General features: G+C 70.0%; 22 protein-coding genes. 8 read left to right on the top strand and 14 right to left on the bottom strand.

Features of this window, described 5'->3' with window-relative positions; all coding sequences use genetic code 11:
• Positions 1-25 precede the first annotated feature (25 nt).
• From OG210_RS10830 to OG210_RS10865, 8 genes are read right to left on the bottom strand one after another with little or no spacing between them, the layout of a single operon-like run.
• On the bottom strand, positions 26-2026 hold the full coding sequence (locus tag OG210_RS10830; protein ID WP_328330129.1) for an NADH-quinone oxidoreductase subunit L: 2001 nt from the start codon (positions 2024-2026) through the stop codon (positions 26-28).
• Positions 2023-2454: an NADH-quinone oxidoreductase subunit NuoK gene (gene nuoK / locus OG210_RS10835; RefSeq protein ID WP_328330127.1), complete on the bottom strand. Its 432-nt coding sequence runs from the start codon at positions 2452-2454 to the stop codon at positions 2023-2025. Before nuoK ends, OG210_RS10830 begins: the two co-directional genes overlap by 4 nt.
• Positions 2454-3104 carry an NADH-quinone oxidoreductase subunit J gene (locus OG210_RS10840; protein WP_328330125.1) on the bottom strand — a complete coding sequence of 217 codons (651 nt, stop codon included), beginning with the start codon at positions 3102-3104 and terminating at the stop codon, positions 2454-2456. The genes nuoK and OG210_RS10840 overlap by 1 nt, the downstream gene beginning before the upstream one ends.
• Positions 3101-3736, bottom strand: coding sequence for an NADH-quinone oxidoreductase subunit I (locus tag OG210_RS10845; RefSeq protein ID WP_328330123.1), 636 nt, complete (start codon positions 3734-3736; stop codon positions 3101-3103). The genes OG210_RS10840 and OG210_RS10845 overlap by 4 nt, the downstream gene beginning before the upstream one ends.
• On the bottom strand, positions 3736-4704 hold the full coding sequence (locus OG210_RS10850) for a complex I subunit 1 family protein (protein ID WP_328330121.1): 969 nt from the start codon (positions 4702-4704) through the stop codon (positions 3736-3738). The genes OG210_RS10845 and OG210_RS10850 overlap by 1 nt, the downstream gene beginning before the upstream one ends.
• A complete protein-coding gene (locus OG210_RS10855) occupies positions 4701-6029 on the bottom strand; it encodes an NADH-quinone oxidoreductase subunit C (protein WP_371535997.1) in 1329 nt (442 codons plus the stop codon). The genes OG210_RS10850 and OG210_RS10855 overlap by 4 nt, the downstream gene beginning before the upstream one ends.
• A complete protein-coding gene (locus OG210_RS10860; RefSeq protein ID WP_328330117.1) occupies positions 6026-6676 on the bottom strand; it encodes an NADH-quinone oxidoreductase subunit B family protein in 651 nt (216 codons plus the stop codon). The genes OG210_RS10855 and OG210_RS10860 overlap by 4 nt, the downstream gene beginning before the upstream one ends.
• Positions 6667-7020, bottom strand: coding sequence for an NADH-quinone oxidoreductase subunit A (locus OG210_RS10865; RefSeq protein WP_327299616.1), 354 nt, complete (start codon positions 7018-7020; stop codon positions 6667-6669). The genes OG210_RS10860 and OG210_RS10865 overlap by 10 nt, the downstream gene beginning before the upstream one ends.
• Before the next feature lie 346 nt (positions 7021-7366).
• Here OG210_RS10865 and OG210_RS10870 point away from each other — a divergent pair, with 346 nt between their 5' ends.
• The 5 genes from OG210_RS10870 (at position 7367) to OG210_RS10890 (ending at position 14689) form a co-directional block, all read left to right on the top strand.
• Positions 7367-8536, top strand: coding sequence for a sensor histidine kinase (locus OG210_RS10870; protein WP_371536000.1), 1170 nt, complete (start codon positions 7367-7369; stop codon positions 8534-8536).
• Between the two features lie 352 nt (positions 8537-8888).
• The gene (locus OG210_RS10875; RefSeq protein ID WP_328330113.1) at positions 8889-10223 is read left to right on the top strand and encodes a sensor domain-containing protein; all 1335 of its coding nucleotides are present in this window, start codon (positions 8889-8891) and stop codon (positions 10221-10223) included.
• A 386-nt stretch (positions 10224-10609) separates the two neighbouring features.
• The gene (locus tag OG210_RS10880) at positions 10610-11269 is read left to right on the top strand and encodes a response regulator transcription factor (protein WP_327295892.1); all 660 of its coding nucleotides are present in this window, start codon (positions 10610-10612) and stop codon (positions 11267-11269) included.
• A gap of 284 nt (positions 11270-11553) precedes the next feature.
• Complete coding sequence (locus OG210_RS10885; RefSeq protein ID WP_371536003.1) at positions 11554-13635, top strand: 2-oxoacid:acceptor oxidoreductase subunit alpha; 2082 nt, start codon at positions 11554-11556, stop codon at positions 13633-13635.
• Positions 13628-14689: a 2-oxoacid:ferredoxin oxidoreductase subunit beta gene (locus tag OG210_RS10890; protein WP_328330111.1), complete on the top strand. Its 1062-nt coding sequence runs from the start codon at positions 13628-13630 to the stop codon at positions 14687-14689. Before OG210_RS10885 ends, OG210_RS10890 begins: the two co-directional genes overlap by 8 nt.
• 86 nt (positions 14690-14775) lie before the next feature.
• On the opposite strand, the gene OG210_RS10895 is transcribed toward OG210_RS10890, so the two are convergent.
• Positions 14776-15150 carry a helix-turn-helix domain-containing protein gene (locus tag OG210_RS10895; protein ID WP_328335570.1) on the bottom strand — a complete coding sequence of 125 codons (375 nt, stop codon included), beginning with the start codon at positions 15148-15150 and terminating at the stop codon, positions 14776-14778.
• A 232-nt stretch (positions 15151-15382) separates the two neighbouring features.
• On the opposite strand from OG210_RS10895, the gene OG210_RS10900 reads away from it, so the two are divergent.
• Positions 15383-16237: an SDR family oxidoreductase gene (locus OG210_RS10900; RefSeq protein ID WP_328330109.1), complete on the top strand. Its 855-nt coding sequence runs from the start codon at positions 15383-15385 to the stop codon at positions 16235-16237.
• A gap of 209 nt (positions 16238-16446) precedes the next feature.
• Positions 16447-17493: an EamA family transporter RarD gene (rarD, locus tag OG210_RS10905; protein WP_328330107.1), complete on the top strand. Its 1047-nt coding sequence runs from the start codon at positions 16447-16449 to the stop codon at positions 17491-17493.
• 186 nt (positions 17494-17679) lie between these two features.
• Here the strand turns inward: rarD and OG210_RS10910 are convergent, their stop codons facing one another.
• From OG210_RS10910 to OG210_RS10930, 5 genes are all read right to left on the bottom strand, one after another.
• A complete protein-coding gene (locus tag OG210_RS10910) occupies positions 17680-18261 on the bottom strand; it encodes a TetR/AcrR family transcriptional regulator (RefSeq protein ID WP_328330105.1) in 582 nt (193 codons plus the stop codon).
• A gap of 266 nt (positions 18262-18527) precedes the next feature.
• On the bottom strand, positions 18528-19535 hold the full coding sequence (locus OG210_RS10915; RefSeq protein WP_371536009.1) for an ABC transporter permease: 1008 nt from the start codon (positions 19533-19535) through the stop codon (positions 18528-18530).
• Positions 19522-20457 carry an ATP-binding cassette domain-containing protein gene (locus tag OG210_RS10920; RefSeq protein ID WP_371536012.1) on the bottom strand — a complete coding sequence of 312 codons (936 nt, stop codon included), beginning with the start codon at positions 20455-20457 and terminating at the stop codon, positions 19522-19524. The genes OG210_RS10915 and OG210_RS10920 overlap by 14 nt, the downstream gene beginning before the upstream one ends.
• A 204-nt stretch (positions 20458-20661) precedes the next feature.
• Positions 20662-21933 (bottom strand): outer membrane lipoprotein carrier protein LolA, encoded by a 1272-nt coding sequence (locus tag OG210_RS10925; RefSeq protein WP_371536015.1) that lies wholly within the window; start codon positions 21931-21933, stop codon positions 20662-20664.
• Between the two features lie 487 nt (positions 21934-22420).
• A complete protein-coding gene (locus OG210_RS10930) occupies positions 22421-23431 on the bottom strand; it encodes a polyprenyl synthetase family protein (RefSeq protein WP_328330097.1) in 1011 nt (336 codons plus the stop codon).
• Between the two features lie 176 nt (positions 23432-23607).
• Between OG210_RS10930 and OG210_RS10935 the strand changes: the two genes are divergently transcribed.
• The gene (locus tag OG210_RS10935) at positions 23608-25122 is read left to right on the top strand and encodes an oligopeptide:H+ symporter (protein WP_328330095.1); all 1515 of its coding nucleotides are present in this window, start codon (positions 23608-23610) and stop codon (positions 25120-25122) included.
• The last annotated feature ends 4 nt before the right edge of the window (positions 25123-25126 follow it).

Below are 25126 nucleotides of genomic sequence, written 5' to 3' on the forward strand. Positions count from 1 at the left end.
CGGATGCGCTGATATCGATCACGGCTCACGATCCGGCGTAGGCGTTGGCAAGGGCGACGGCGGCGATCACCAGGACGACGGATCCGGCGAGCAGGGCGCTGAGGTAGGTCTGCAGGTTGCCGGTCTGGGCCCGGCGGAAGGCGGCCCCCAGCCAGCGGGGTGCTGCGCTCGCACCGCGTACGTAGGTGTCGATGACCTCGCGGTCCAGGAAGCGGACCAGTTGGGCTGCGGCGAGTACGGGGCGTACGAGGGCCGCGGTGTAGAGGGCGTCGAGGTGGAAGCCGGTCGCCGCGTGGCGGTGGAGCGGGCCGAGGAGCAGCCTGCCGGGGTCGAGGGGGTCGGGGGCCGAGGCAATGCTGCCGTAGACGGAGCGGTGGGTGGCGATGGCTTCGGCTTCGACGGTGCCGGGGTCGGCTTCCGGGTGGGCGGTGATGGCGCCGATCGGGGGCTGTTGGGCCATGGCCGTGGTGTGGCGCCAGGTGCCGTAGGTGACGAGGCCGCCGACGAGGGCGACTCCGGTTCCGAGGACGGAGGTGGTGAGGGTCGGGGTGAGGCTCTGGTTGTCGAACCAGCCGCTGAGGCGGCCGGCGGTGAGGCCGAAGCCGATGGTGGGGATGGCGAGGAGCCAGAGCACACCGTTCATGGCGAGGGGCTGCTTGCCCTGGTCGGGGGCTTCGCTGCCCTTGCCGCGGAAGGCGAGGAGCCAGAGGCGGGTGGCGTAGGCGGCGGTCAGCAGGGCGGTGATGAGTCCTGCGATCAGCACGGTCCAGCCGGCGCCCGCGGGGGCGATGGCGCTCTCGCCGAGCGCGGTGTTCTCGGCGGCGCTGAGGACGGACTCCTTGGAGAAGAATCCGGCGAAGGGCGGGATGGCGGCGAGCGCGAGCAGGGCGATGGTCATCGTCCAGAAGGCGTCGGGGATGCGCTTGGGCAGGTTGTCCATGCGGCTCATGGCGGCCAGGGAGTTGGTGCCCGCGGCGTGGATGACCACGCCGGCGCCGAGGAAGAGGAGTGCCTTGAACGCGCCGTGCGAGACGAGATGGAAGACGGCGGCGCCGCGGTCGCCGACGGCCAGGGCGCCCGACATATAGCCGAGTTGACCGATGGTCGAGTAGGCGAGGACGCGTTTGATGTCGTCCTGGGCGAGGGCGGCGAGTCCCGATCCGATCATGGTGATCGCGGACATGACGGCGAGGACCGTCATGGCGGCCGCGGATGCCGCGAAGACGGGCAGCAGCCTGGCGACGAAGTAGATACCGGCGGCGACCATGGTGGCCGCGTGGATCAGGGCCGAGACGGGGGTGGGGCCCGCCATGGCGTCGGGCAGCCAGGTGTGCAGCGGGAACTGCGCGGACTTCCCGGCGACGCCGGCGAGCAGCAGCAGGGCGATCAGTGTGGGGTGGTGGAGTCCGCCGTCGGAGACGGTCCGCAGGATGCCGGTGATGCGGAACGTTCCGGCGTCGGTGGCGAGCGCGAACAGGCCGATCAGGAAGGGGACATCACCGAGTTTGGTGACCAGGAAGGCTTTGAGGGAGGCGGAGCGGGCTTCGGCGGTCTCCCAGTAGTGGCCCACGAGGAAGTACGAGCAGATGCCCATGACTTCCCAGCCGACGAGCAGCACCATCAGGTCGCCCGAGTAGACGACGAGCAGCATCGCGGAGGTGAAGAGCGAGACGATCGCCGCGTACGAGGGGTAGCGCGGGTCGTCGCGCAGATAGGCGGTCGAGTAGATCTGCACGCATCCGGCGACGGTCACGACCAGGACGGCGACGAGGGCGGCGAAGCCGTCGATGTACAGGGACAGGTCGATGGGTACGGAGCCGGTGGGGGTGAACCGGGTGGCCGCGTCGATGGCCTGGCCGCCGCCCTGCCGGACGGCCACGGTGATCGCGAGTGCGGCTGCGGCGAGCGTCGGGAGGATGGCGAGCGGGCGGACGAATCCGGGCGCGATACGGCCGAGCAGGAGTCCGGCCGCAGCTCCCAGGAAGGGAAGGAGGGGAACGAGGACGGCGAGGGTCGTCGTGGTCACGCGGCAGCCTCTGCCTTCTCCTCGCGGTCTTCGGGTCCGTCGGGGTCGTCCGGGCCCTGGGGGCCGTGCGGTTCTTCCGGACCGTCCGGGCCTTGTGGCTCTTCCGGGTCGTCCGGGGCCGGTGATTCGGCGGTGTCGCGGAGCTTGTCGATGTCCGTCGTACCCCGGTTCCGGTGGACCGCCAGGACGATCGCCAGGCCGATGCCGATCTCGGCGGCGGCGATGGCGATCGTGAAAAGGGTGAGCGCCTGCCCGGCGTGAAGCTTGTCGCGCAGCCATACGTCGAAGGCGACGAGGTTGAGGTTGACGGCGTTGAGCATCAGCTCGACGGACATCAGGATCAGAATGACGTTGCGGCGGGCGAGGACTCCGTACAGCCCGGTGCAGAAGAGGAGGGCCGCGAGCACGGCGGGATAGACGAGATGCATCAGCGCTGCTCCCTGCTGTTCTCCGCTGTGCTGTTCTCGGCTGCGCTGGTCCCGGCTGCGTTGTTCCCGGCTGCGCTGTCCTTCGCGGCTTCGCTGTTCTTCCGGGACAGGACGATCGCGCCGACCAGGGCTGCCAGGAGGAGCACGGAGAGCGCTTCGAAGGGCAGGACCCAGTTTCGGAAGAGGGATTCGCCGGACGCCTTGGTGGAGCCCTGGACCGGTCCGTGGAGGTTGATCCAGGTCGTACGGAACGCGTCGACGACCACCCAGACGAGTGAGGCGGCCGCCGCGACGGCCACCGCGAGCGCGACCCAGCGGTTCTCCGAATCGGCGTCCGGGGAGCGGCCGATGGGGGCCTTGGTGAGCATCAGTCCGAAGAGCAGGAGGACGACGACGGAGCCGACGTAGATCAGAACCTGCACCCAGGCGATGAACTCGGCCGTCAGCAGCAGGTATTCGATGGCCAGACCGCCGAGCGCCACGATCAGCCAGAGCGCGGCATGCACGAGCTGCCGGGTCGTGACGGTGACGACCGCCGCGCCGAAGGTGGCGATACCGACGAGGACGAACGCGATCTCGACACCCGACGGGGACAGGAACCCGGGGTGGGCTGCGGCTGCGACGGCGACCGCGTCTGCTGCGCGACTCATGCCTCCCCCTCCTGCTCCTGCTGTTCGTTGTGCGGGCGGCTCTGCTCGGCCTGTGCTGCCTGGTCGGGCTGTGCTGATTGCTCGGCCTGTGCTGCCTGTTCGGCCTGTTGGGCGGCTTCGAGTTTGTCCGCCGCCTTGCGTGCGGCGGCGATCTCCTTGGGCTCTTCGGCCGCCGGGTCGAGCGCGGGGGGCGCCGGTACGGTCCACATCCACTCGCGCAGCTTGTCGCGCTCGTGGGTGAGTTCGTGGATGTCCGTCTCCGCGTACTCGAACTCCGGGGACCAGAACAGCGCGTCGAAGGGGCACACCTCGATGCAGATACCGCAGTACATGCAGAGCGCGAAGTCGATCGCGAAACGGTCGAGGACGTTGCGGCTGCGCTCACGCCCGCCCGGCGCGGCCGCCGGGAGCGTCTCCTTGTGGGAGTCGATGTAGATGCACCAGTCGGGGCACTCGCGGGCGCAGAGCATGCAGACGGTGCAGTTCTCCTCGAACAGCCCGATGACGCCGCGGGAGCGGGGCGGGAGTTCGGGCTGGACGTCCGGGTACTGCGCGGTGACCGTCTTCTTCGTCATCGTGCGGAGCGTCACGGCCAGGCCCTTGACCAGACCGGAACCGGGGACGGGAGGCATCAGCTGATCGCCACCTTCACGATGCCGGTGAGCGCGATCTGCGCGAGGGCCAGCGGGATGAGTACGGTCCAGGCCAGCTTCTGGAGCTGGTCCTCACGGAGCCGCGGATAGGTCACACGGAGCCAGATCACGCCGAAGGCCAGGACGGCCGTCTTGAGGAGCATCCAGACCCAGCCGAGTCCGTCGCTGCCCCAGGGGCCGTGCCAGCCGCCGAGGAAGAGCACCGCGGTGAGACCGCAGAGGATGACGATGCCGGCGTACTCGGAGAGCAGGAAGAGCGCGAAGCGCAGCCCCGTGTACTCGGTGTAGGCGCCGAAGATGATCTCCGAGTCGGCGACGGGCATATCGAAGGGCGGGCGCTGGAGTTCGGCGAGCCCCGCCGTGAAGAAGACCAGGCCGCCGACGATCTGCCACGGGATCCACCACCAGGCGAACGCGTCCAGGATGCCGGGCAGGGAGACCGTTCCGGCCGCCATCGCGACGGAGGCCGCGGCGAGCAGCATCGGCAGTTCGTACGCGAGGAGCTGCGCGGCGGTGCGGATTCCGCCGAGGAGCGAGAACTTGTTGGCCGACGCCCAGCCCGCCATGAGCGAGCCGAGAACACCGACGCCCATCACGGCAAGCACGAAGAAGATCCCCGCGTCGACGACCTGGCCGACGGCACCTTCGCCCGGCCCGACCGGAATGACGACCAGGACGAGCAGGTACGGGAGCAGGGCGACGGCGGGGGCGAGTTGGAAGATCCGCCGGTCGGCATCCGCCGGGACGACGTCTTCCTTCTGCGCGAACTTCACCCCGTCCGCGACGAGCTGGGCCCAGCCGTGGAATCCGCCCGCGTACATGGGGCCGAGACGGCCCTGCATATGGGCCATGACCTTGTGCTCGGCCTGGCCCACGAGCAGCGGGAGGACGAGGAAGGCGGCAAAGACGATGACCAGCCGGATGGCGACGTCGAGTACGTCGTTCACGCGGTATCGCCTCCGGCGGGGGTGTCGGGACGGGACTCGGGCCCGGACTCGGGCCCGGCTTCCGGCTCGGCTTCCTGCTTGGTTTCGGGCTGGGGCCCGGCTTCCTGCTTGGTTTCGGGCTGGGGCTCGGGGGCCGTTTCGGGCTTGCGCTCGGGCTCGGGCCCGTCCTCAGGTGCCTTGTCGGCGGTGGGCCGGTCCTCGGTGGCTGGGGCTTCCGTGGCCGGGGCCTCAGTGGGTCCCTCCCCCGTCGGCTCCCCCGTCGGCTCCCCCGTCGGCTCCCCCGTCGGCTCCTGCGTCGGCTCCTGCTGCGGTTCGAAGGCCGGGCGGGCGTTGCGCCAGGGCGCGTCGTCGCCGGCCGCCGGGGGTGTGGTCTCGGCCGCCCGCTGGGATGTGGACCCCTCGGACACACTCCGGCTCCGCCGAGGACCGGCCGGTGTGCGCCCAGTAGGCGTCCTCCCAGCAGGTGTCCCCGGGGACGGAGCCGGGGACTCCGCCGCAGTCGCCGGTGCCGTTCCCTCGGCCCGGGCACCCTCGGCCTGCGCCTGCGCCTGGGCCGGGTTCGGCGTCTGAGCCGGGGCCTGGGGAGCCGAGGCCTGAGCCTGGGTGTCCCCCTCCCCCGCCGTCGCCGGTGCCTGGCTCGCGGAGCCCTCGTTCACGCTGCGGGCACGCCGTACCGGCCGGTCGCCCGCCGCGCGTGCGGTGCGCGCCGGCCGGGCCGGGGCCGGGGGGAGCTGGCCCTTCTGCGGGCCCCACTCGTTGGGGTCGGGGACGCCGGGCGGCAGCATCTGGCGGCGCTTCGCACCACCGGACCCCGCTCCGTGTCCGGCCGCGGACTCTCCCGGCTCCTTCGCGCCAGGCCAGGCCTTCGCGACGCGGGCGGCGAGGACGAAGTCCTTGCGCAGCGGGTGGCCTTCGAAGCCCTCGGGCAGCAGGAGCGGCACCAGGTGCGGGTGATCGGTGAAAGTGACGCCGAACATCTCGTGCGTCTCGCGTTCGTGCCAGCTCGCGCCCGCGTAGAGCCCGACGGCGGACGGCAGGACCGGTGCGGTGTGCGGGACCGTGGTGCGTACGAGCAGGCGGCGCACCGTACGGCCTTCGAGTGCCACGACGTGGGCGCAGACCCGGAAGCCGGTGTCCGGTTCGTCGACGGCGGACAGCCAGTCGAAGTACGTGCAGCCGAGCCGGTCCCTGGCCGTCTCCAGGGCGGCGAGCCAGGAGGCGGCCGGTACGTCGACGGTGAGCAGGTCGTAGCTGTGCCCGGCGGTGGCTTCCTCGCCGAAGAGTTCGGTGACGGCTTCGGGGAGCCGGTCGTACGGGTGCGTCACTGTCCGGCCCCCGGTGCCGGCGGCGGGGTGATGAGGCCGCTGGTCAACTGGGCGGTGGAGGGCGCGGAGTAGCGCTCGCCGAGCGACTCCCTGGCGATCTTCTCCTGGAGCTTCAGGATGCCCTGGAGGAGCGCCTCGGGGCGGGGCGGGCAGCCGGGTACGTACACGTCGACGGGGATGATCTGGTCGACGCCCTTGGTCACGGAGTACGAGTCCCAGTACGGGCCACCGCAGTTGGAGCAGGCGCCGAAGGAGATGACGTACTTCGGTTCGGGCATCTGCTCGTACAGCCGCTTGACCGCGGGGGCCATCTTGTCCGTGACCGTGCCGGAGACGATCATCAGGTCGGCCTGGCGGGGGCCCGGTGCGAACGGGATCACGCCGAGCCGGATGAAGTCGTGCCGGGCCATGGAGGCCGCGATGAACTCGATGGCGCAGCAGGCGAGGCCGAAGTTGAAGACCCACAGGCTGTAGCGGCGGCCCCAGTTGAGGACCACCTTCATGGGCTCGGGGGCCAGCCGGGAGAGCACGCCCAGCCGCTGCGGCCGGGCGGCTTCCGGCAGTTGGCCGGCCGGATTGTGGCTGTCCGGCGACTGGCTGCCCGGCAGCTGCGGGTCCGGCAGATCGACGGGGTTCGTCACGTCCATTCGAGGACGCCCTTCTTCCATGCGTAGAGCAGTCCCACGGCCAGGAAACCGAGGAAGATGAACATCTCCACCAGCGTCGCCGCCCCGTATCCGTCGGCCGCGAAGACCGTCGCCCACGGGAAGAGGAAGATCGAGTCCACCGCGAAGATCACGTAGAGGAAGCCGTAGACGTAGTAGCGGACCTGGGTGTGTGCCCAGCCCTCGCCGACGGGGTCGACGCCGCACTCGTACGTCAGCAGCTTCTCGGGGGTCGGCACCACGGGCCGCAGCAGCCGTCCGGCGCCGAAGGCCACGGCGACGAAGAGCACACCGACGACCGCGATGACGCCGACGACCGAGTACATGTGGAAGTACTCCGAGTAGCCCGAGCTCTCGGCGTGACCTGCGTGACCCGCGTAATCCGCGTGGCCCGTCTGGCTCGCGGCGAGAACCGCTCGGCCCGCCGCGGCAACGGTCGGTCCCGGCACGTCCGGCCCTCGCTCCCTGCGCCCTGTTCGTCGCCTCGTCCGTCACATTCGCCACGCTCGACGATCCGTACGCACGGGAGTCTAGGCCCTGATAAACACTTGGTAAGCAGCCGGATCCGGCACAGCGTCCGGCACCGGGCCCGCCGCATGGTGGGGTTATCCCTACTTCGTCCCACCCAGCCGCCCCATGGCATCCGCCCCGGGGGCCCGGCACTCTTGGCGCATGACCGCCATCAACTCCCCTCGGCTCGACTCCGACCGGCCACCGCCCGCGCGCTTCGCGTTCGACCGGTTCACCTGGAAGGAGATCGCCCATCTCCTGACGAACCTGCCGGCGGCGATCGTCGGCTTTGTTTACGTCCTGTTCATGATTGCCCTGGGCGGCGGCCTGGCGGTCACCGTGGTGGGCCTGCCGCTGCTCGCGCTCGGCCTGCTCGGGGCGCGGCAGCTCGGCCGGGTGGAGCGGGCCCGGACGCGGGCGCTGCTGGGCGTCCGGGTGGAGGAGCCGAGCCCGCTGTTCGTCAAGCGCGGTGGCAGCTTCTTCACCAGGCTGTGGATGAGTCTCAAGGATCCGGTGGGCTGGCGGACGATGCTGTACGGATTCATCCGTCTGCCGTGGGGTGTGCTGACGTTCTCCCTGGTCCTGACCAGCCTGTTCGTCCTCTGGCCGGTGCTGCCGTTCATCGCGCGCGGTCTGGCCAACGTCGACCGGGCCATGGTCCGCGGGCTCCTCTCCCCCTCCGACGAGCTGGAGCGCCGGATCGCCGAGCTGGAGTCGGACCGCGGGGTGGTCGTGGACACGGCGGCGGCTGATCTGCGCCGGATCGAGCGGGATCTGCACGACGGGGCACAGGCCCGGCTGGTGGCACTTGCCATGGGGCTGGGCCTGGCCAAGGAGAAGCTCCTGGAGGATCCGGACGCGGCGGCCGTGATGGTCGGCGAGGCGCACGGCGAGGTCAAACTGGCCCTGCAGGAGCTGCGTGACCTGGCCCGCGGTATCCACCCGGCCGTCCTGACGGACCGCGGGCTCGACGCGGCACTCTCCTCGATCGCCTCGCGGTGCACCGCCCCGGTGCGGGTCCATGTCGATCTGGCGGAGCGGCCGGCCGAGGCGATCGAGGGCATCGCGTACTTCACGGTCTCGGAACTCCTGCAGAACGTCAGCAAGCACGCCCAGGCGCGCTCCGCCTCGGTGGAGGTGTGGCGCGCGGCCGACCGGCTGCTGATCCGGGTCGAGGACAACGGGCGCGGCGGGGCGCGGCTCGACGGCGGTACGGGCATGGCGGGGCTCGCCGACCGGCTGGGCGCGGTGGACGGCCTCTTCGTACTGGACTCACCGGCCGGCGGGCCGACCACGGTGGCGGCGGAGCTGCCCTGGCGCGACCGCGGCTGACGCGGGGGGACGGAGAGCTGACTGACGGGGCACTGGCTGACGGAGCGCTGCCGGTCAGGGCACTGCCTGCCGGGGCATGTCCTGAGGGGGCGCTGTCCGAAGGGGCGCGGCCTGTTGAGGAACGGCCTGATACGGAACGGCTTGGCGGGGCACTGTCTTCACCCCGGGGGTAGGGAAAACCCCCGGTCGAAGACGGTGCCCCTCCTCATGGTCGGCGGCGGCCCGGGGCGGGAGCATGGACACAGCAGCCGGCCAAGCACTGCCAACCGGCGCACCGACACCAGCGACAACACCAGCACCAGCACCAGCACCGATACCAATGCCGAGAAGACGAAGAGAAACGGACACCGCCATGGCCACGGATCACGGCATCACAACCCGGGACCACCGCGTGCCAGCGGTGCTGCGTGCGCCGTTCGAGGGCCGTACCTGGCGCGAGTTCGGATATCTGCTGCTCTCACTGCCCATCAGCATCGTGCTCTTCACCTTCGGGATCACGATGTTCTCGCTGAGTGCGGGCCTGCTGGTGACCTTCATCGGGATCCCGCTGCTCGCCGTGGGCCTGACCATGTGCCGGGGCTTCGGGGCGATGGAGCGGGCCAGGGCACGGGCGCTGCTCCGGGTCGACATCGCGGACCCCGCGCCGGCACGGGGCAGGAGCGGCGGCATGATGTCGTGGGCGGGTGCCGTCCTGAAGAGCGGGGCGTCCTGGCGCCACCTCGTCTACTCGCTGGTGCACTTCCCGTGGGCCGTCTTCGCCTTCGTGGTCTCGGTGGTCCTGTGGACATCCGCCTGGTCGATGCTGGCGTACCCGCTGTGGCAGTGGGTCTTCCCGGCCTACACGAACACGAGCGGCATCCAGCTGTACGGCGACGCGACGCACAGCGTCTACCTCGACAGCCCCTTCGAGATCACCCTGACCTGCCTGAGCGGTCTGGCCTTCGTCCTCGCCACCCCCTGGGTGATCCGCGGGCTGGCCGGCGTCGACCGGATGATGGTGCTCGGGCTGCTCGGCCCGTCGCGGCTGGACACCCGGGTCACCGAGCTGGAGTCGGACCGCGGGGTGGTCGTGGACACGGCGGCGGCTGATCTGCGCCGCATCGAGCGGGATCTGCACGACGGGGCACAGGCCCGGCTGGTGGCGCTCGCCATGGACCTCGGCCTGGCGAAGGACAAGCTGACGGCGGACCCGGAGGCGGCGGCCCGGATGGTCGACGAGGCGCACGGCGAGGTCAAGACAGCGCTGCAGGAGCTGCGCGATCTGGCCCGCGGCATCCACCCGGCCGTCCTGACGGACCGCGGGCTCGACGCGGCACTCTCCTCGATCGCCTCGCGGTGCACGGTGCCGGTCCAGGTGGAGGTGGATCTGCCGGCCAGGCCGGCTGCCGCCATCGAGGGCATCGCGTACTTCACCGTCTCGGAGCTCCTGCAGAACGTCAGCAAGCACTCCCGGGCCACCCGCGCGAGTGTGGACGTCTGGCGGGTGGACAACCGCATCATGCTCCAGGTGACCGACAACGGCCGGGGCGGCGCCACCGGACCCGGCGGGGACCTCGCCGCCGGTGCGGGCAGCGGCGGTCTGGCGGGGCTCGCGGAGCGGCTCGACGCGGTCGACGGGCTGCTGGTCGTGGACTCGCCGACCGGAGGCCCGACGACCGTCACCGCCGAACTGCCCTGGCGCGACTGAACCCGCCCCTGCGCAACGCACCGCGCCTGAACACCCCCCGACCGAACGCGCCCCGGCTCAGCAGGCCCCGCTCACCCGCCCCCGAAGCGGCCGGCCTGCTCCCCCGCGCCTCCCGCGTCCAGCCGCACCCGACAGCCCGAGCTCCCGCCGGACTGTCCGGGTGCCCGGACTGTACGGGCACCCGCACGACAGCCCGGGACCTCGACAGTCCGGGATCCCGACACCCGGGACCGTGACACCCGGGACGGTGACACCCGGGACGGTGACACCCGGGACCCCGCCCGATAGTCCGAGCTCCCGCCCGTTCGGCCCCCGATGCTGGGATGCTGGTGTGCGCAGGCAGGAACTTTTACCAAGTGGGGGGCTTCAGCGTCGTGGAGGACAGAGTGCGAGTGGTCATCGCCGAGGATTCAGTGCTGCTGCGGGAGGGCCTGACCCGGTTGTTGACGGACCTCGGTCACGACGTCGTTGCCGGTGTCGGGGACGCGGAAGCGCTGATCAAGACGGTCGGGGACCTGGCGGCGCAGGAGGCGCTGCCGGATGTGGTGGTCGCGGACGTACGGATGCCGCCCACCCACACCGACGAGGGGGTCCGGGCGGCCGTACGGCTGCGCAAGGAGTACCCGGGGATCGGCGTACTGGTCCTGTCGCAGTACGTGGAGGAGCAGTACGCCACCGAATTGCTGGCCGGATCGAGCCGGGGCGTCGGCTATCTGCTGAAGGACCGGGTCGCCGAGGTCAGGGAGTTCGTGGACGCCGTGGTGCGGGTGGCGCAGGGCGGGACGGCCCTCGACCCCGAGGTCGTGGCGCAGCTGCTGGGCCGCAGCCGCAAGCAGGACGTGCTGGCCGGACTGACTCCGCGCGAGCGCGAGGTGCTGGGGCTGATGGCCGAGGGACGTACGAACTCGGCGGTGGCCAGGCAGTTGGTGGTCAGCGACGGGGCGGTGGAGAAGCACGTCAGCAATATCTTCCTGAAGCTCGGGCTCTCCCCGAGTGACGGGGATCACCGTCGGGTGCTCGCCGTGCTGACCTATCTGAACTCGTAATTACCTGACACCCTGTCAGATAGCGAGGTCGGGGCCGTATCGCGGGGTGCGGCCCCGGGCAGGACCTAGATCCAAAGGATGAGTACCCAGCGCAAGCGCCTGATGACACCGAAGGGCCGGAGGGGCGGTTCTTATGGCATTAAACCCGGGCAATTCGATGTCCCAAAAAGACGTCCGCCATATGAGCCTTCCAGGGAAGGCCACCCTTACCGTCGTAGGGTGGGTTCCGGTGTGCCCGGGCAGCCGGGCGCATCCGAGCAGCCGCCCGAGGGAGGTCCAGTTCAGTGACCAGCCAGGTCAGTAGCCCAGCCGAGCAGGCCGACGGATCCGATGAGGCCGTTGTCGGGGAACAACGCGCCCTTCTGATCGACAACGACGCCTCCGGCCTGATCGACAAAGAGGGCACCAAAGAGGGCACCCTCGAAGAGGCCGCCGTCGACGAGAGCAGCGTTGAGAACGGCACAGCTGAAGACGGCACAGCTGAATACGGCACAGCTGAAGACGGCAGCGGCGCCAAGGAGGTACGCCGGCTGAGCCGGGTGATCATCCGGTTCGCGGGTGACTCGGGCGACGGGATGCAGCTGACGGGAGACCGGTTCACTTCGGAGACCGCGTCGTTCGGGAACGACCTCTCGACGCTGCCGAACTTCCCCGCCGAGATCCGCGCGCCCGCAGGCACCCTGCCCGGTGTCTCCTCGTTCCAGCTGCACTTCGCCGACCACGACATCCTCACCCCCGGCGACGCGCCCAACGTCCTCGTAGCGATGAACCCCGCCGCCCTCAAGGCCAACATCGCCGACGTGCCACGCGGCGCGGACATCATCGTGAACACCGACGAGTTCACGAAGCGGCCGATGGCGAAGGTCGGCTACCTGACTTCTCCCCTGGACGACGGTTCCCTGGAGGCCTACCAGGTCCACCCGGTGCCACTGACGACGCTGACGATCGAGGCGCTCAAGGAGTTCGGGCTCTCCCGCAAGGAGGCCGAGCGCAGCAAGAACATGTTCGCGCTGGGGCTGCTGTCGTGGATGTACCACCGGCCCACCGAGAACACGGAGCAGTTCCTGCGGGCGAAGTTCGCGAAGAAGCCGCAGATCGCGGAGGCGAACGTCGCCGCGTTCCGGGCCGGTTGGAACTTCGGTGAGACGACGGAGGACTTCGCCGTCTCGTACGAGGTCGAGCCGGCCGCCACCGCGTTCCCGGCCGGGACCTACCGCAACATCAGCGGAAACCTGGCCCTGTCCTACGGGCTGGTCGCCGCCGGCCGGCAGGCGGATCTGCCCCTGTATCTCGGCTCGTACCCGATCACCCCGGCATCCGACATCCTGCACGAGCTGTCCAAGCACAAGAACTTCGGCGTGCGGACCTTCCAGGCCGAGGACGAGATCGCCGCGATCGGCGCCGCCCTGGGCGCCTCCTTCGGCGGGTCCCTCGCGGTGACCACCACCTCCGGCCCCGGCGTGGCACTCAAGTCCGAGACCATCGGCCTGGCCGTCTCACTCGAACTACCCCTGCTGGTCGTCGCGATCCAGCGCGGCGGCCCCTCCACCGGCCTGCCCACCAAAACCGAACAGGCCGACCTCCTGCAGGCCATGTTCGGCCGCAACGGCGAAGCCCCCGTCCCGGTCATCGCACCGAGAACCCCCGCGGACTGCTTCGACGCCGCCCTGGACGCCGCCCGGATCGCCGTGACGTACCGGACGCCGGTCTTCCTGCTCTCCGACGGCTACCTCGCCAACGGCTCCGAGCCCTGGCGCATCCCCGAGGTCGGCGAACTGCCCGACCTGCGCGTGCAGTTCGCGACCGCGCCCAACCACCAGCTCGCCGACGGCACCGAGGTGTTCTGGCCGTACCAGCGCGACCCGCAGACCCTGGCCCGCCCCTGGGCGGTGCCCGGCACACCCGGGCTCGAACACCGCATCGGCGGGATCGAGAAGCAGGACGGCACCGGGAACATCTCCTACGACCCCGCCAACCACGACTTCATGGTCCGCACCCGCCAGGCCAAGATCAACGGCATCGAGGTCCCGGACCTGCACGTCGACGACCCGGACGGCGCACGCACCCTGGTCCTCGGCTGGGGATCGACGTACGGGCCGATCACTGCGGCGGTGCGCCGGCTGCGCAGGGACGGCGTACCGATCGCACAGGCCCATCTGCGCCACCTCAACCCCTTCCCCGCCAACCTCGGCGAGATCCTGAAGGGTTACGACAAGATCGTGATCCCGGAGATGAACCTCGGCCAGCTCGCCCTTCTCGTCCGGGCGAAATACCTCGTGGACGCCGTCTCCTACAACCAGGTCAACGGCATGCCGTTCAAGGCGGAACAGCTCGCGACGGCACTCAAGGAGGCCATCGATGCCTGACACCAACGAACTCCTGAACCTGGTGCCCAAGGCCGAGGCGAAGCAGTCCATGAAGGACTTCAAGTCCGACCAGGAAGTCCGCTGGTGCCCCGGCTGCGGCGACTACGCCGTCCTCGCCGCCGTACAGGGCTTCATGCCCGAACTCGGCCTGGCCAAAGAGAACATCGTCTTCATCTCCGGCATCGGCTGCTCCTCCCGCTTCCCGTACTACATGAACACGTACGGGATGCACTCCATCCACGGCCGCGCCCCCGCGATCGCCACCGGCCTCGCCACCTCGCGCCGTGACCTGTCCGTCTGGGTCGTCACCGGCGACGGCGACGCCCTCTCCATCGGCGGCAACCACCTCATCCACGCCCTGCGCCGCAACGTCAACCTCAAGATCCTCCTCTTCAACAACCGGATCTACGGGCTGACCAAAGGCCAGTACTCGCCGACGTCCGAGGTCGGGAAGATCACCAAGTCGACGCCGATGGGCTCGCTCGACTCGCCGTTCAACCCGGTCTCGCTGGCCATCGGCGCCGAAGCGTCCTTCGTCGCACGCACAGTGGACTCCGACCGCAAACACCTCACGAGCGTGCTGCGCGCGGCGGCCGACCATCCCGGGACGGCGCTGGTCGAGATCTACCAGAACTGCAATATCTTCAACGACGGTGCCTTCGACGCCCTCAAGGACCGTGAACAGGCCCAAGAGGCCGTCATCCGCCTGGAACACGGGCAGCCCATCCGCTTCGGCACCCCCGAAGCCCCCAAGGGCGTCATCCGCGACCACACCACCGGCGACCTCGAAATCGTGGACGTCACCCCGGAGAACGAGTCACGGATCCTGGTCCATGACGCGCAGGCCACGTCACCGACGACTGCCTTCGCCCTCTCCCGCCTCGCCGACCCCGACACCCTCCACCACACCCCCATCGGCGTGCTCCGGGACGTCCAACGGCCCGTCTACGACACCCTGATGAACACCCAGCTCGAAACAGCCGTCGAACAGCACGGCAAGGGCGACCTCGGCGCCCTGCTCGCCGGCAACGACACCTGGACCGTCGCAGGCTGACACGAATTGACGGCTTGAGCACGAGTTGACGGCTTGAGCACGGATCAGGCGTCAACGGACGCCGCCCCGGGCCCGGTTCTGCTGCGTCAGGACCGGGCCCTGTCGTATGCCTCGCGCGCCGTGAACACCTGGTCGATCCGCTGCTCGGTCCACCGGGCGAGCCCCCACACCTGCTCGGCGGCCTCCTTGCCGAGCGGCGTGAGCGAGTAGTCCACGCGCGGCGGGATGACCGGTTTGGCGTCACGGTCCACGAAACCGTCCCGCTCCAGCGTCTGCAGCGTCTGGGCGAGCATCTTCTCGCTGACCCCGCCCACCTGCCGGCGCAGCTCACTGAAGCGGTACGACCGCTCCAGGAGGGCGGCGAGGACGAGAACACCCCACCGGCTGGTGACATGCTCCAGGATCAGGCGCGAGGGGCATATCGCCCGGTTGACGTCGGGCTCGGCCCGGGCCGCCGCCATGTCACTCACACTCGCCGGCCTGCCAGCCGGGGCTCCCACCACTTCACTTACATCCATACCAGTACCTTACTTCAAAGTGGGTACTTTCCCATAGTTAGTACCAGCCGTAGGGTGAGCTCCGTGGGACGTGGAACCACATAAACCACACACACCACACACACCAAGCAAAAACCCGAACCACCTTCACCACCCGAACCGCCCTCACCACCCGAACCACAGGGAGCATCACCTCATGAGCATCGTCGTCACCGGAGCCACCGGGGCACTCGGCCGCCTCGTCATCGATGAGCTGCTCGGCAGGGTCTCCGCGGCCCAGGTCGCCGCCGTCGTCCGCAGCAAGGAGAAGGCCGCCGGCCTGGCGGCGCGCGGCGTCGAGCTGCGCGTCGCCGACTACAACGACCCGGCGAGTCTCGACGGGGCGTTCCGCCCGGGCGAGCGCGTGCTCCTCATCTCCGGAAGCGAGGTCGGCCGGCGCGTGCCGCAGCACACCGCGGTCATCGGTGCGGCGAAGGCGGCGGGCGTCGCGCAGCTCGCGTACACGGGAATACTCGGCGGCCCCGACGCCGACTTCCAGCTGGCCGCCGAGCACAAGGTGACCGAGCAGCTGATCCTGGACTCCGGGCTTCCGTACACCTTCCTGCGCAACGGCTGGTACAACGAGAACTACACCGGGAACCTCGCGCCGGTCCTCGAACACGGCGCCGTCGTCGCCAATGCGGGCGACGGCCGGGTCGCGTCGGCCGCCCGTGCGGACTACGCGGCAGCAGCAGCCGCCGTCCTCGTGTCGGACGGCCACCTCGGCAAGGTCTACGAGCTGAGCGGCGACGTCGCCTGGTCCTTCGCCGAGTACGCGGCCGAGGTCGCGAAGGTCTCCGGCAAGGAGATCGAGTACCGCAACGTCCCGGCGGCCACACACCAGGAGATCCTGGTCGGCGCCGGTCTGCCGGAGGCGTTCGCGGCGATCCTCGCGGACGTGGACGCGGCCATCGAGCGCGGTCTGCTGGCCGCCACGAGCGGCGACCTGGCCCGGCTGACGGGGCGCCCCACCACCCCGATCGCCGCCTCCATCGCAGCCGCGCTGGCGTGACCGTGAACGCACCGGCGTGACCGTGCAGCCGACGTGGCTGTAAAAGCCGGCGCGACGTAGACGGTCACGGCCGTACGGCTGTCATGACCGTACGGCTGTCATGACCGTTTCCCGCCACGGGCATGACAGCCGGGCCCTCCTCCCGTTACCTTCACTCCGTACGCCTCATGCCGTCGGCGGGTGTCGGACGAAATTCAGGGGGAGGGCCCGTGAAGGGCACCAGTGAGCAGCGGGCAGGATTCCTGAACGGCGCTGCGGCGTACGTGCTGTGGGGGCTCGTCCCGATGTTCTGGCCGCTGCTCGAACCGTCCGGCGCCATGGAGATCCTCGCCCACCGCATGGTGTGGTCCCTGGGCGTCGTCCTGATCGCGCTGCTCGTGATGCGGCGCTGGGCCTGGATCGGCGAGCTGGTCCGTACGCCTCGCAGGCTGGGGCTCGTGGCCATCGCGGCGTTGGTCATCAGCGTCAACTGGGGCGGCTACATCTGGGCCGTGAACGACGGCCAGGTCGTCGAGGCCTCGCTCGGTTACTTCATCAATCCGCTGGTCACCATCGCGATGGGTGTCGTGCTGCTCGGTGAACGGCTGCGCCCCGCCCAGTGGGCCGCAGTCGCCACCGGCGTGGTGGCCGTGCTGGTCCTGGCCGTCGGCTACGGCAAGCCGCCATGGATCTCACTGATGCTGGCCTTCTCCTTCGCGACGTACGGGCTGGTCAAGAAGAAGGTGAATCTCGGCGGCCTGGAGTCGCTCACGGCGGAGACGGCGGTGCAGTTTCTGCCGGCGCTGGCGTATCTGATGTTCCTCACCGCGCGCGGCGAGTCCACGTTCGGCTCCCCCGCCCACGGAGCGCTCCTCGCGTCGGCCGGCCTGGTGACCGCGATCCCGCTGGTCCTCTTCGGCGCGGCGGCGATCCGCGTACCGCTCTCGACACTGGGGCTGCTCCAGTACCTGACGCCGGTCTTCCAGTTCGGTCTGGGCATCCTGTACTTCCACGAGGCGATGCCGCCGGAGCGATGGGCGGGCTTCGCGCTGGTGTGGCTGGCGCTGACGCTCCTGACCTGGGACGCCCTGCGGAACGCGCACCGGACAAGGGCACGTGCGGCGCAACTGATGGCTGAGGCACGGGAGCGCGAGCAGGTACGGGAGCGGGAGCAGGTCCGCGGACAGGAGCCCGGAGACGCACGCGGACCGGCCGGCGGGCCGGACGCCGCAGGTCCGGCAGCCAATGAGCCGACGGCCACCGGGCCCACCGCCTGACCGGCCCTGAACCGAGCCGAGCCGACCGGCCTGGCTGCCGGGGCGGCGGGGCTGACCTGGCCGGCGGGGGCGGCCGGGGCTGACCTGACGCCGGGGCTGCCTGACGCCGGGGCTGCCTGACGCCGGGGCTGCCGGGGCTGCTGCCCGGCTGGAACCGTCGTCCGGCCCCGCGTTCCGTTCCCGCTCTCAGCCGCCCAGCGCCTTCAGGACATGGGCGATCAGCCGGGTGATCTCCTCCGGGTCATACGGACGCCTGCGCAGGCAATGCCGGTAGTAGAGCGGCCCGTAGAGCAGCTCCACCGCCAGGTTGAGGTCGGCGTCCACGGGGAGCACGCCCTGCTCCTGGGCGCTGCGCAGCCGGCCCGTCGCGCCCTTGACCCGCGGATCGATGAACTGCTCCTGCACGGTCCTGGCTAGTTCGTCGTCGAACTGGATCTCGGTGAGGATCCCGGCGTACGCGGGGCCGAGCGGCGGATGCGCGAGGAGTCGCACCACTCCGGTCATCTGGGAGTGCAGATCGGCGGCGAGGTCGCCGGTATCGGGGAACGGGCGGGTCCGGATGACCGCGTGGTCCAGTGCTTCGAGCAGCAGGGCGCCCTTGGACGGCCACCAGCGGTAGATCGTCTTCTTGCTCACACCGGCACGGGCGGCGATCGCCTCGATCGTGACGCGGGCGTACCCCCGCTCGGCACAGAGCGCGAGGGCGGCCGCGAGAATCGCCTGCTGTGATTTCTCGCTCCGGCGCGCGGGATTGGGTGTGAGGTTCACCGCTTGAGTCTATTCACCTGCGCCTGTTCCCCGGTCACGGCCGGGGACGATACGTAGCGTCTTGACAGCGGAAGGTGGACATCCGAGAATACGGGTGGGGAAACGGTACGTGTCGTGTCGAGCCGCGTCGGGGGACGGCTTCTCGGTACGACACGTACCCTCCCTTTCTTTTTCCGCGGGGGCTTTCTTTTCCGCGGGGGCCTTCACTTGCCGCGGGGGCTTTCACTTGCCGCCGGGGCCTTCTTCCCGCTCCCGCGCTTTCCTGCTCAAGCCGCGATGTCCTTCGTGGTGAACCGCGCCCAGGCCGCCGAGCCGAACACCACGGCGTACAGGCCCTGCAGGCCGAGGTTCTTGACGATCTCGTCCCAGTAGACCGGCGCGCGCAGCAGGTCCGCGAAGGACAGCCAGTAGTGCGGGAACAGATACGGCTGGATGGCGTGCAACTGTGGGATCCCGTCCAGGATCTGCACCGTGATCACCAGGCCGACCGTCGTCGCCATCGCCGCGATTCCGCTGCTGGTGAGGGTGGAGACGAACAAGCCGACGGCCGCGACTCCGACGAGTGAGGCGGCGACGACGGCCGAGATCAGCGCCGCCCGGCCGAGACCGTCGGCGAACGAGACCTGGGTCCCCGAGATCGTCGTGACATCGCCGAGCGGGAAGAGCAGCGCCCCCACCACCAGCGCGGAGGCCGCCACGACCAGGGTCGCCGCCAGGCAGAACGCCACGGCGCAGACGAACTTGGCGAGCAGCAGCCGGGTCCGGCCGGCCGGGGCGACCAGCAGATAGCGGAGCGTCCCCGCGCTGGCCTCGCCCGCCACGGAATCCCCCGCGATGACTCCGATCGCCATCGGGAGGAAGACCGGGAGGGTCGCGGCGAGCGCCGCGAAGACCAGGAACAGACCATTGTTGGTGATGTCCGTGAGGAAGGCGGGGCCGTTGCCGCTGGGGTCGCGCGCCGTGGAACCGTGGTCCGTCTCCAGCTTGACGGCGATACCGATGAGGACCGGGACCGCCGCCAGTACGGCGAGCAGAGCGAGGGTGCGCCAGCGGCGGAAGGTGACGGTCAGCTCGGAACGGAAGAGGCCGAGCTGACGGCGCGGGTACAGCGCGACGCGCGGTGCCCCTGGTTCGGCGGACTGCTGCAGCCCGCCACCCTGCGGTGCCGGGGCCTGCCGTGACGGGGCCTGCCCTGCCGATTCCCGCGGTGCCGCCCCCTGCGGTGCTGCCGGTCCCTGCTGCGTCTCCTGCCGGGACGTCTCAGCCTGCGACATCGAAACCCTCTCCGGTGAGTGCGACGAAGGCGTCCTCCAGGGAGGCCCGTTCGACGCCGAAGGACCTGACCCGGACGCCTTCCCGTACAAGAGCGGTGTTGAGGTCCGCCACGTCGGTTTCGGCCGACGGGATGTCACCGGTCACCCGGTCCCCGCTCACCTCCACGTCGGCGACGCCCAGCTCCTCGAGTACGCGGGCGGCCACGGCCGGGTCCGGCGTGCCGACGGCGAGGCGGCCGCGGGTCGCGAGATCCGCGACCCGGCCCTGGGTGAGCAGCGTGCCCCGGGCCATCACGGCCGCGTGGGTGCAGACCTGTTCGATCTCGTCCAGGAGATGGGAGGAGAGGAAGACCGTGGTGCCGTCCTCCGCCAGCTCCCTGACCAGGGTTCTGATCTCCCGCATCCCCTGCGGGTCGAGCCCGTTCGTCGGCTCGTCCAGTACGAGCAGTCCGCGCGGCTGGAGCAGGGCCGAGGCGAGGCCGAGCCGCTGCTTCATGCCGAGCGAGTACGCCTTCGCCTTCTTGGTGGACGCGTGGGCGAGCCCGACCCGTTCGAGAGCGGCGTCGACGCGGGCGCGCCGGGTGCGGGGGTCGGCCTGCGGGTCGGCGGAGTCGTAGCGCAGCAGATTGTCGCGGCCGGAGAGGAACCCGTACAGCGCGGGGCCCTCGATGAGCGCGCCGACGCTCGGCAGCACGCTGCGGGCGGCGCGCGGCATCGGCTGTCCGAGCAGGCTCGCGGTGCCGGAGGTCGGGGCGATGAGGCCGAGGAGCATCCGGATGGTGGTGGTCTTGCCGGAGCCGTTGGGCCCGAGGAAGCCGAAGACGCTGCCGCGCGGGACGGTGAGGTCCAGGCGGTTCACCGCGAGTTGGCCGCCGCGGAAGCGTTTGGTCAGGGCGTGGGTTTCGATGACGGCTTCAGGCATGGCGATGGTCCCGTCGTTCGGCGCACCGTGCGGTCCAGGCTAACGGGACGCGGATGGCCCGGAGCGCTTCGCCCCGGGGCTCGGCCGGCCCGGAACTCGGCCCGCCCGGACAGCCGGACGGGTCCGGACGGGCTCCTGAGAGCCGGCCGGACCCGCCACCGTTCCGCCTTGGCCGCGTCCGTTCCTGCTTGGCCGCGTCCGTTCCTACTTGGCCGCGTCGGCCGCCTTGATCAGTGCGCCCTTGTCGACCGTGCCGACGAAGACCTTCCCGTCATCCGTCATCAGCGCGTTCACCAGCCGGGTGTGGAACACGGTGCCCGAGCCGAACGAGCCCGTCACCCTGTCCCCCAGCGAGCTGAGGAACTTCTGCGCGTCCACCGGGCCGCCGCTCTTCTGCGCGGAGCTGCCCATCGCGCCGATGCCCTTGCCGCTGCCGGTGTCGATCCTGGCCACCGACGTCCAGCCCTTGCCGATGATGTTCAGGCCCTTGAAGTCCTCGGGTGATGCGGACTTCAGGTCCTTCGGGGCCGTGTGCATGCCCTTGGGAGCCTTGTGCGTACCGGCCTTCGGGGCGGCGCCCTCCGTCACCTTCGCGCCCTTGGGCGGAGTGAAGGAGAAGGTGGAGGCCGCGGGCTTGCCGAAGTCGACCTTGGTGAATCCCACGTCGATGGCGGCCTTGCCACCGCTGCTCGGCGTGAGCGTGAACTTCAGCGGGGTGCCGGTCTTCGAGTCCACCGCGACCCGGACCGAACCGATCGTGGAACCGGACTGCTTCGGCTTGATGAGCAGCTGGTACGCGTCGCGGCCCGCCACCTGCTCCGTGCCGTCGACGCTCACCGAGGTCGTCGGGCCGACGGCCTTCAGCGTCTGCTCGGCGAAGTCCTTCGGAGTGGCCGGGAGCTTGTCGGTACGGCCCTGCCGGGCGTCCGCCGAGGCACCGGTCTTCGAGTGGTAGACCTGGTTCGACTGGCTGTCGTACGCCCAGACCTGCCGGTCGTTGTGGATCAGGCTGTACTCGGCGGCGTTGTCCAGGATGGACACCCGCTGCTTGTCGGGGCCGTCGGCGGCCACCCGCAGGGTGTGCGTACCCGAGGCCAGTTCCATCAGCTTGGAGTCGGGCGCCGCACTCGACCCGCCCTTGCCACCGCTGCCGCCGCCACCGCTGAGCGCGCCCCCGCCGAGGGACCCGGCCAGACCGCCCAGTGACGGGATGCCCAGGTCCGAGCTGACCTTCACCGTGCCGGACAGCTGCTGGGTGTCCGATGAGGCCATCTTCTGGATGAGCTGCTGCGCCGAGATCTTCGGCAGGCTGGGGTCGCCCGAGCTGGCGAGCGCCGGCACGAGACCGATCGTCGCCGCCGCCACCCCCGCCACTCCGACCGGGACCAGATAACGCGCCGCCTTCCGCCGGCCCGCGGCGGAAGTCCCGGACGTCCCGGCCTCCCCGGTGCCCTGTGCACTGTCGTTCGGTGCCATGTGTGCCCTACCTCCGTGATCGGCGGCGATCCGTACGGTTGCGCTCGTCCACCCCGCGCCGCCATTCTCACCCGAATTGGTGGGGTGTGGTGCAGTCCATCTCACCAAATTCCCGGGGCGTACGCGTCAGACCCCGGGAGCAACTCCGCCTAGTACTGCGGTATGACAGGCGGCACCGGCAGCTGGTCCGCCCCGTAGGGGAAGCGGCCGTCCGGGGAGGGCCACCCGTCCGAAGGACCCGGCCCGCGCGACCGGCCCAACGAGCGGACCGGATCTGCCCAACGAGCCGGAGAAGAAGGAGAAGCCCAAGAAGAAGGACCCGTCCGCAGGTACGCGGCACGGGTCCCGGCAAACGGGTCAGCAGGTCAACGGGTCAGCAAGTCAACAGGTCAGCACGTCAGCAGGTCAGCACGTCAGCAGGTCGAAAAGTCCGGCAACAGGCCACCGGGCCAACAGCCCGGCAGCCGGCCCGCCTCCACCTGGCACCTCACCCCACGCGGTGGACCACCGCGCCGCACAGCTCCTCAAGGGCGGTCTTCGCGAAGCACTCCGGCAGCGGCGCCAGGGAGGCGCGTGCCTCCTCCGCGTACCGCACGGTGTCCTGACGGACCTGCTCCAGGGCCGGGTGCGCCCGCATCAGCCGCAGCGCCTCGGCGTGCCGGGCGTCGTCCGTCAGGTCACCCGACAGCAGCTCGACCAGGGCGAGATCGTCCGGACGGCCGTGCTCGGCGGCCTGGGCGCGCAGCCGCAGCACCGGCAGTGTGGGGATGCCCTCACGCAGGTCCGTACCCGGGGTCTTGCCGGACTCGTGGCTGTCGCTCGCGATGTCCAGTACGTCGTCGGCCAGCTGGAACGCGGTGCCGAGCCGCTCACCGTACTGCGTGAGGATGTTCACCACGCTCTCGTCGGCGCCGGACATCATCGCGCCGAACCGTCCGGAGACGGCGATCAGGGAGCCCGTCTTGCCCGCGATGACGTCGAGGTAGTGGCCGACCGGGTCGCGGCCGTCGCGCGGGCCCGCGGTCTCCAGGATCTGGCCGGTGACGAGGCGTTCGAACGCCTCCGCCTGGATGCGTACGGCCTCCGGGCCCAGGTCGGCCAGGATGTGCGAAGCGCGCGCGAAGAGGAAGTCGCCGGTCAGGACCGCGACCGAGTTGTCCCAGCGCTTGTTGGCGCTGTCCACCCCTCGGCGTACTTCCGCCTCGTCCATCACGTCGTCGTGGTAAAGCGTGGCCAGGTGGGTCAATTCGACCACAACGGCAGAAGGTACGACCCCGGGTGCATAAGGGTCACCGAACTGGGCAGCGAGCATCACAAGGAGCGGACGAAAGCGCTTGCCCCCGGCCCGTACAAGATGCTGCGCGGCCTCCGTGATGAAAGGGACCTCGCTCTTGGTGGCATCGAGCAGCCCGGCCTCGACAGCCGCCAATCCGGCCTGGACATCGGCCTCAAGTGCCTGGTCCCGCACGTTCAGCCCGAATGGCTCGACGACGGTCACGAGGGGATCTCCTGTCTGCTGACGATCACACGGATTGTCGATGTGTCGCTGTCCGCACCAAGTCAGCGTATCCGGTCCTCTTTCGATCACCATGAGCGCCTGCCCGCCCACCCCGAGCACATACCGAAGGTGACCGGTATGTTCAAAACAACTCGATTTGAATTGGAGCAGTACCTTTGTCCGGAACAGAGCCGCAGCCGGGACTGGCAGCACCGTCCCAGCCCCCGCCGGAGCCGGGCCAAGACCATTCGTTCTTCGGCCAGCCACGCGGTCTGGCAACCCTGTCGGGCCTGGAGATCTGGGAGCGGTTCTCGTTCCTCGGGATGCAGGCCATCCTCGTCCTGTACTTCACGGCTGCGGTCGACCAGGACGGCCTCGGCATGTCGCCGGGAGCGGCGGCGTCCATCTCCGCCGCTTACGGCACCCTGGTCTATCTGGTCTCGGTGGCGGGCGGCTGGCTGGCCGACCGCATCCTCGGTTCGTACCGCGCGGTCCTCGGCGGCGGCATCCTCATCGCACTCGGCCACTACTCGATGGCGGTCCCGACGGCCTCCATGACCTGGGTCGGCCTGGGGCTCATCTCGCTCGGTACGGGGCTGCTGAAGCCGAACGTCGCCACGCTGGTCGGCAAGCTGTACCGCACCGAGGACCAGCGCCGCGACGCCGGTTTCGCCCTGTACTACATGTGCATCAACATCGGCGCCTTCCTCGGCCCGCTGATCACCGGCTGGCTCGGTGACCACAAGGGCTGGCACTGGGGCTTCTCGGCCGCCGCCGTCGGTATGACGCTGGGTCTGATCCAGTACGTCCTGGGGCGCCGCACCATCGCGGGCCGCACCGACCGCGCCGAGCAGGCGCTGCCGCCGGCCGCGATGCGCCGCGCGGTGAGGATGATCATCGGCGGGGCGCTCGCCGTCGCCGTGATCGCCGTGATCCTCGGGCTCTCCGGCTGGCTGACGCTGGACCGCACCGTCGACGCGCTGACCATCATCTCGGTGCTCGCGCCGATCGTCTTCTTCACCGTGATGTTCCGCAGCCCGCGGGTGACCAAGGCCGAACGGGGGCATCTGCGCCCCTACATCGTGCTGTTCCTCGCCTCGGTGGTCTTCAACTTCATCCTCTTCCAGGCGTACTCGACGATGATCCTGCTCGCGTCGACCAACGCCAGGACGGAGATCTTCGGCTACCACTTCCCCGCCAGCTGGTACGCGTCGGCGCTGGGCGCCTTCGAGGTGGCGCTGGCCCCCGTGGTCGCGGCCGTCTGGGTCCGGATGGGCAAGCGCCAGCCGCACGCCTCCAACAAGATCGCCATCGGTACCATCCTCGGCGGCCTCTCCTTCCTGATCATGGTCCCCGCCACGTCCGGCCGTACCGGCAGCGACTGGCTGATGTCCGTCTGGTGGATCGTCGGCTCGTACGCGCTGCTCGGCCTCGGCGACATCCTCGTCGAGACCTCCGGCATGTCCGCCACCACCAAGCTCGCGCCCGCCGCCTTCGCCAGCCAGACGATGGCGCTCTGGTTCCTGTCCCTTGCCCTCGCCAACGGCATCCAGGCGCAGATCGTGAAGCTGTACGGCGAGGTCTCCGACCCGGCGTACTTCGGCGTCAACGGCGCCATCGCCGTCGTCGCCGGGCTCGCGGTCGTCGCCGCCGCCCCCTGGCTCAAACGCACCATGCACCCCGTCCACTGAGGAG

The organism is Streptomyces sp. NBC_00466 (genome assembly GCF_041433995.1).
In the GTDB taxonomy this organism is placed as follows: Bacteria; Actinomycetota; Actinomycetes; order Streptomycetales; family Streptomycetaceae; genus Streptomyces.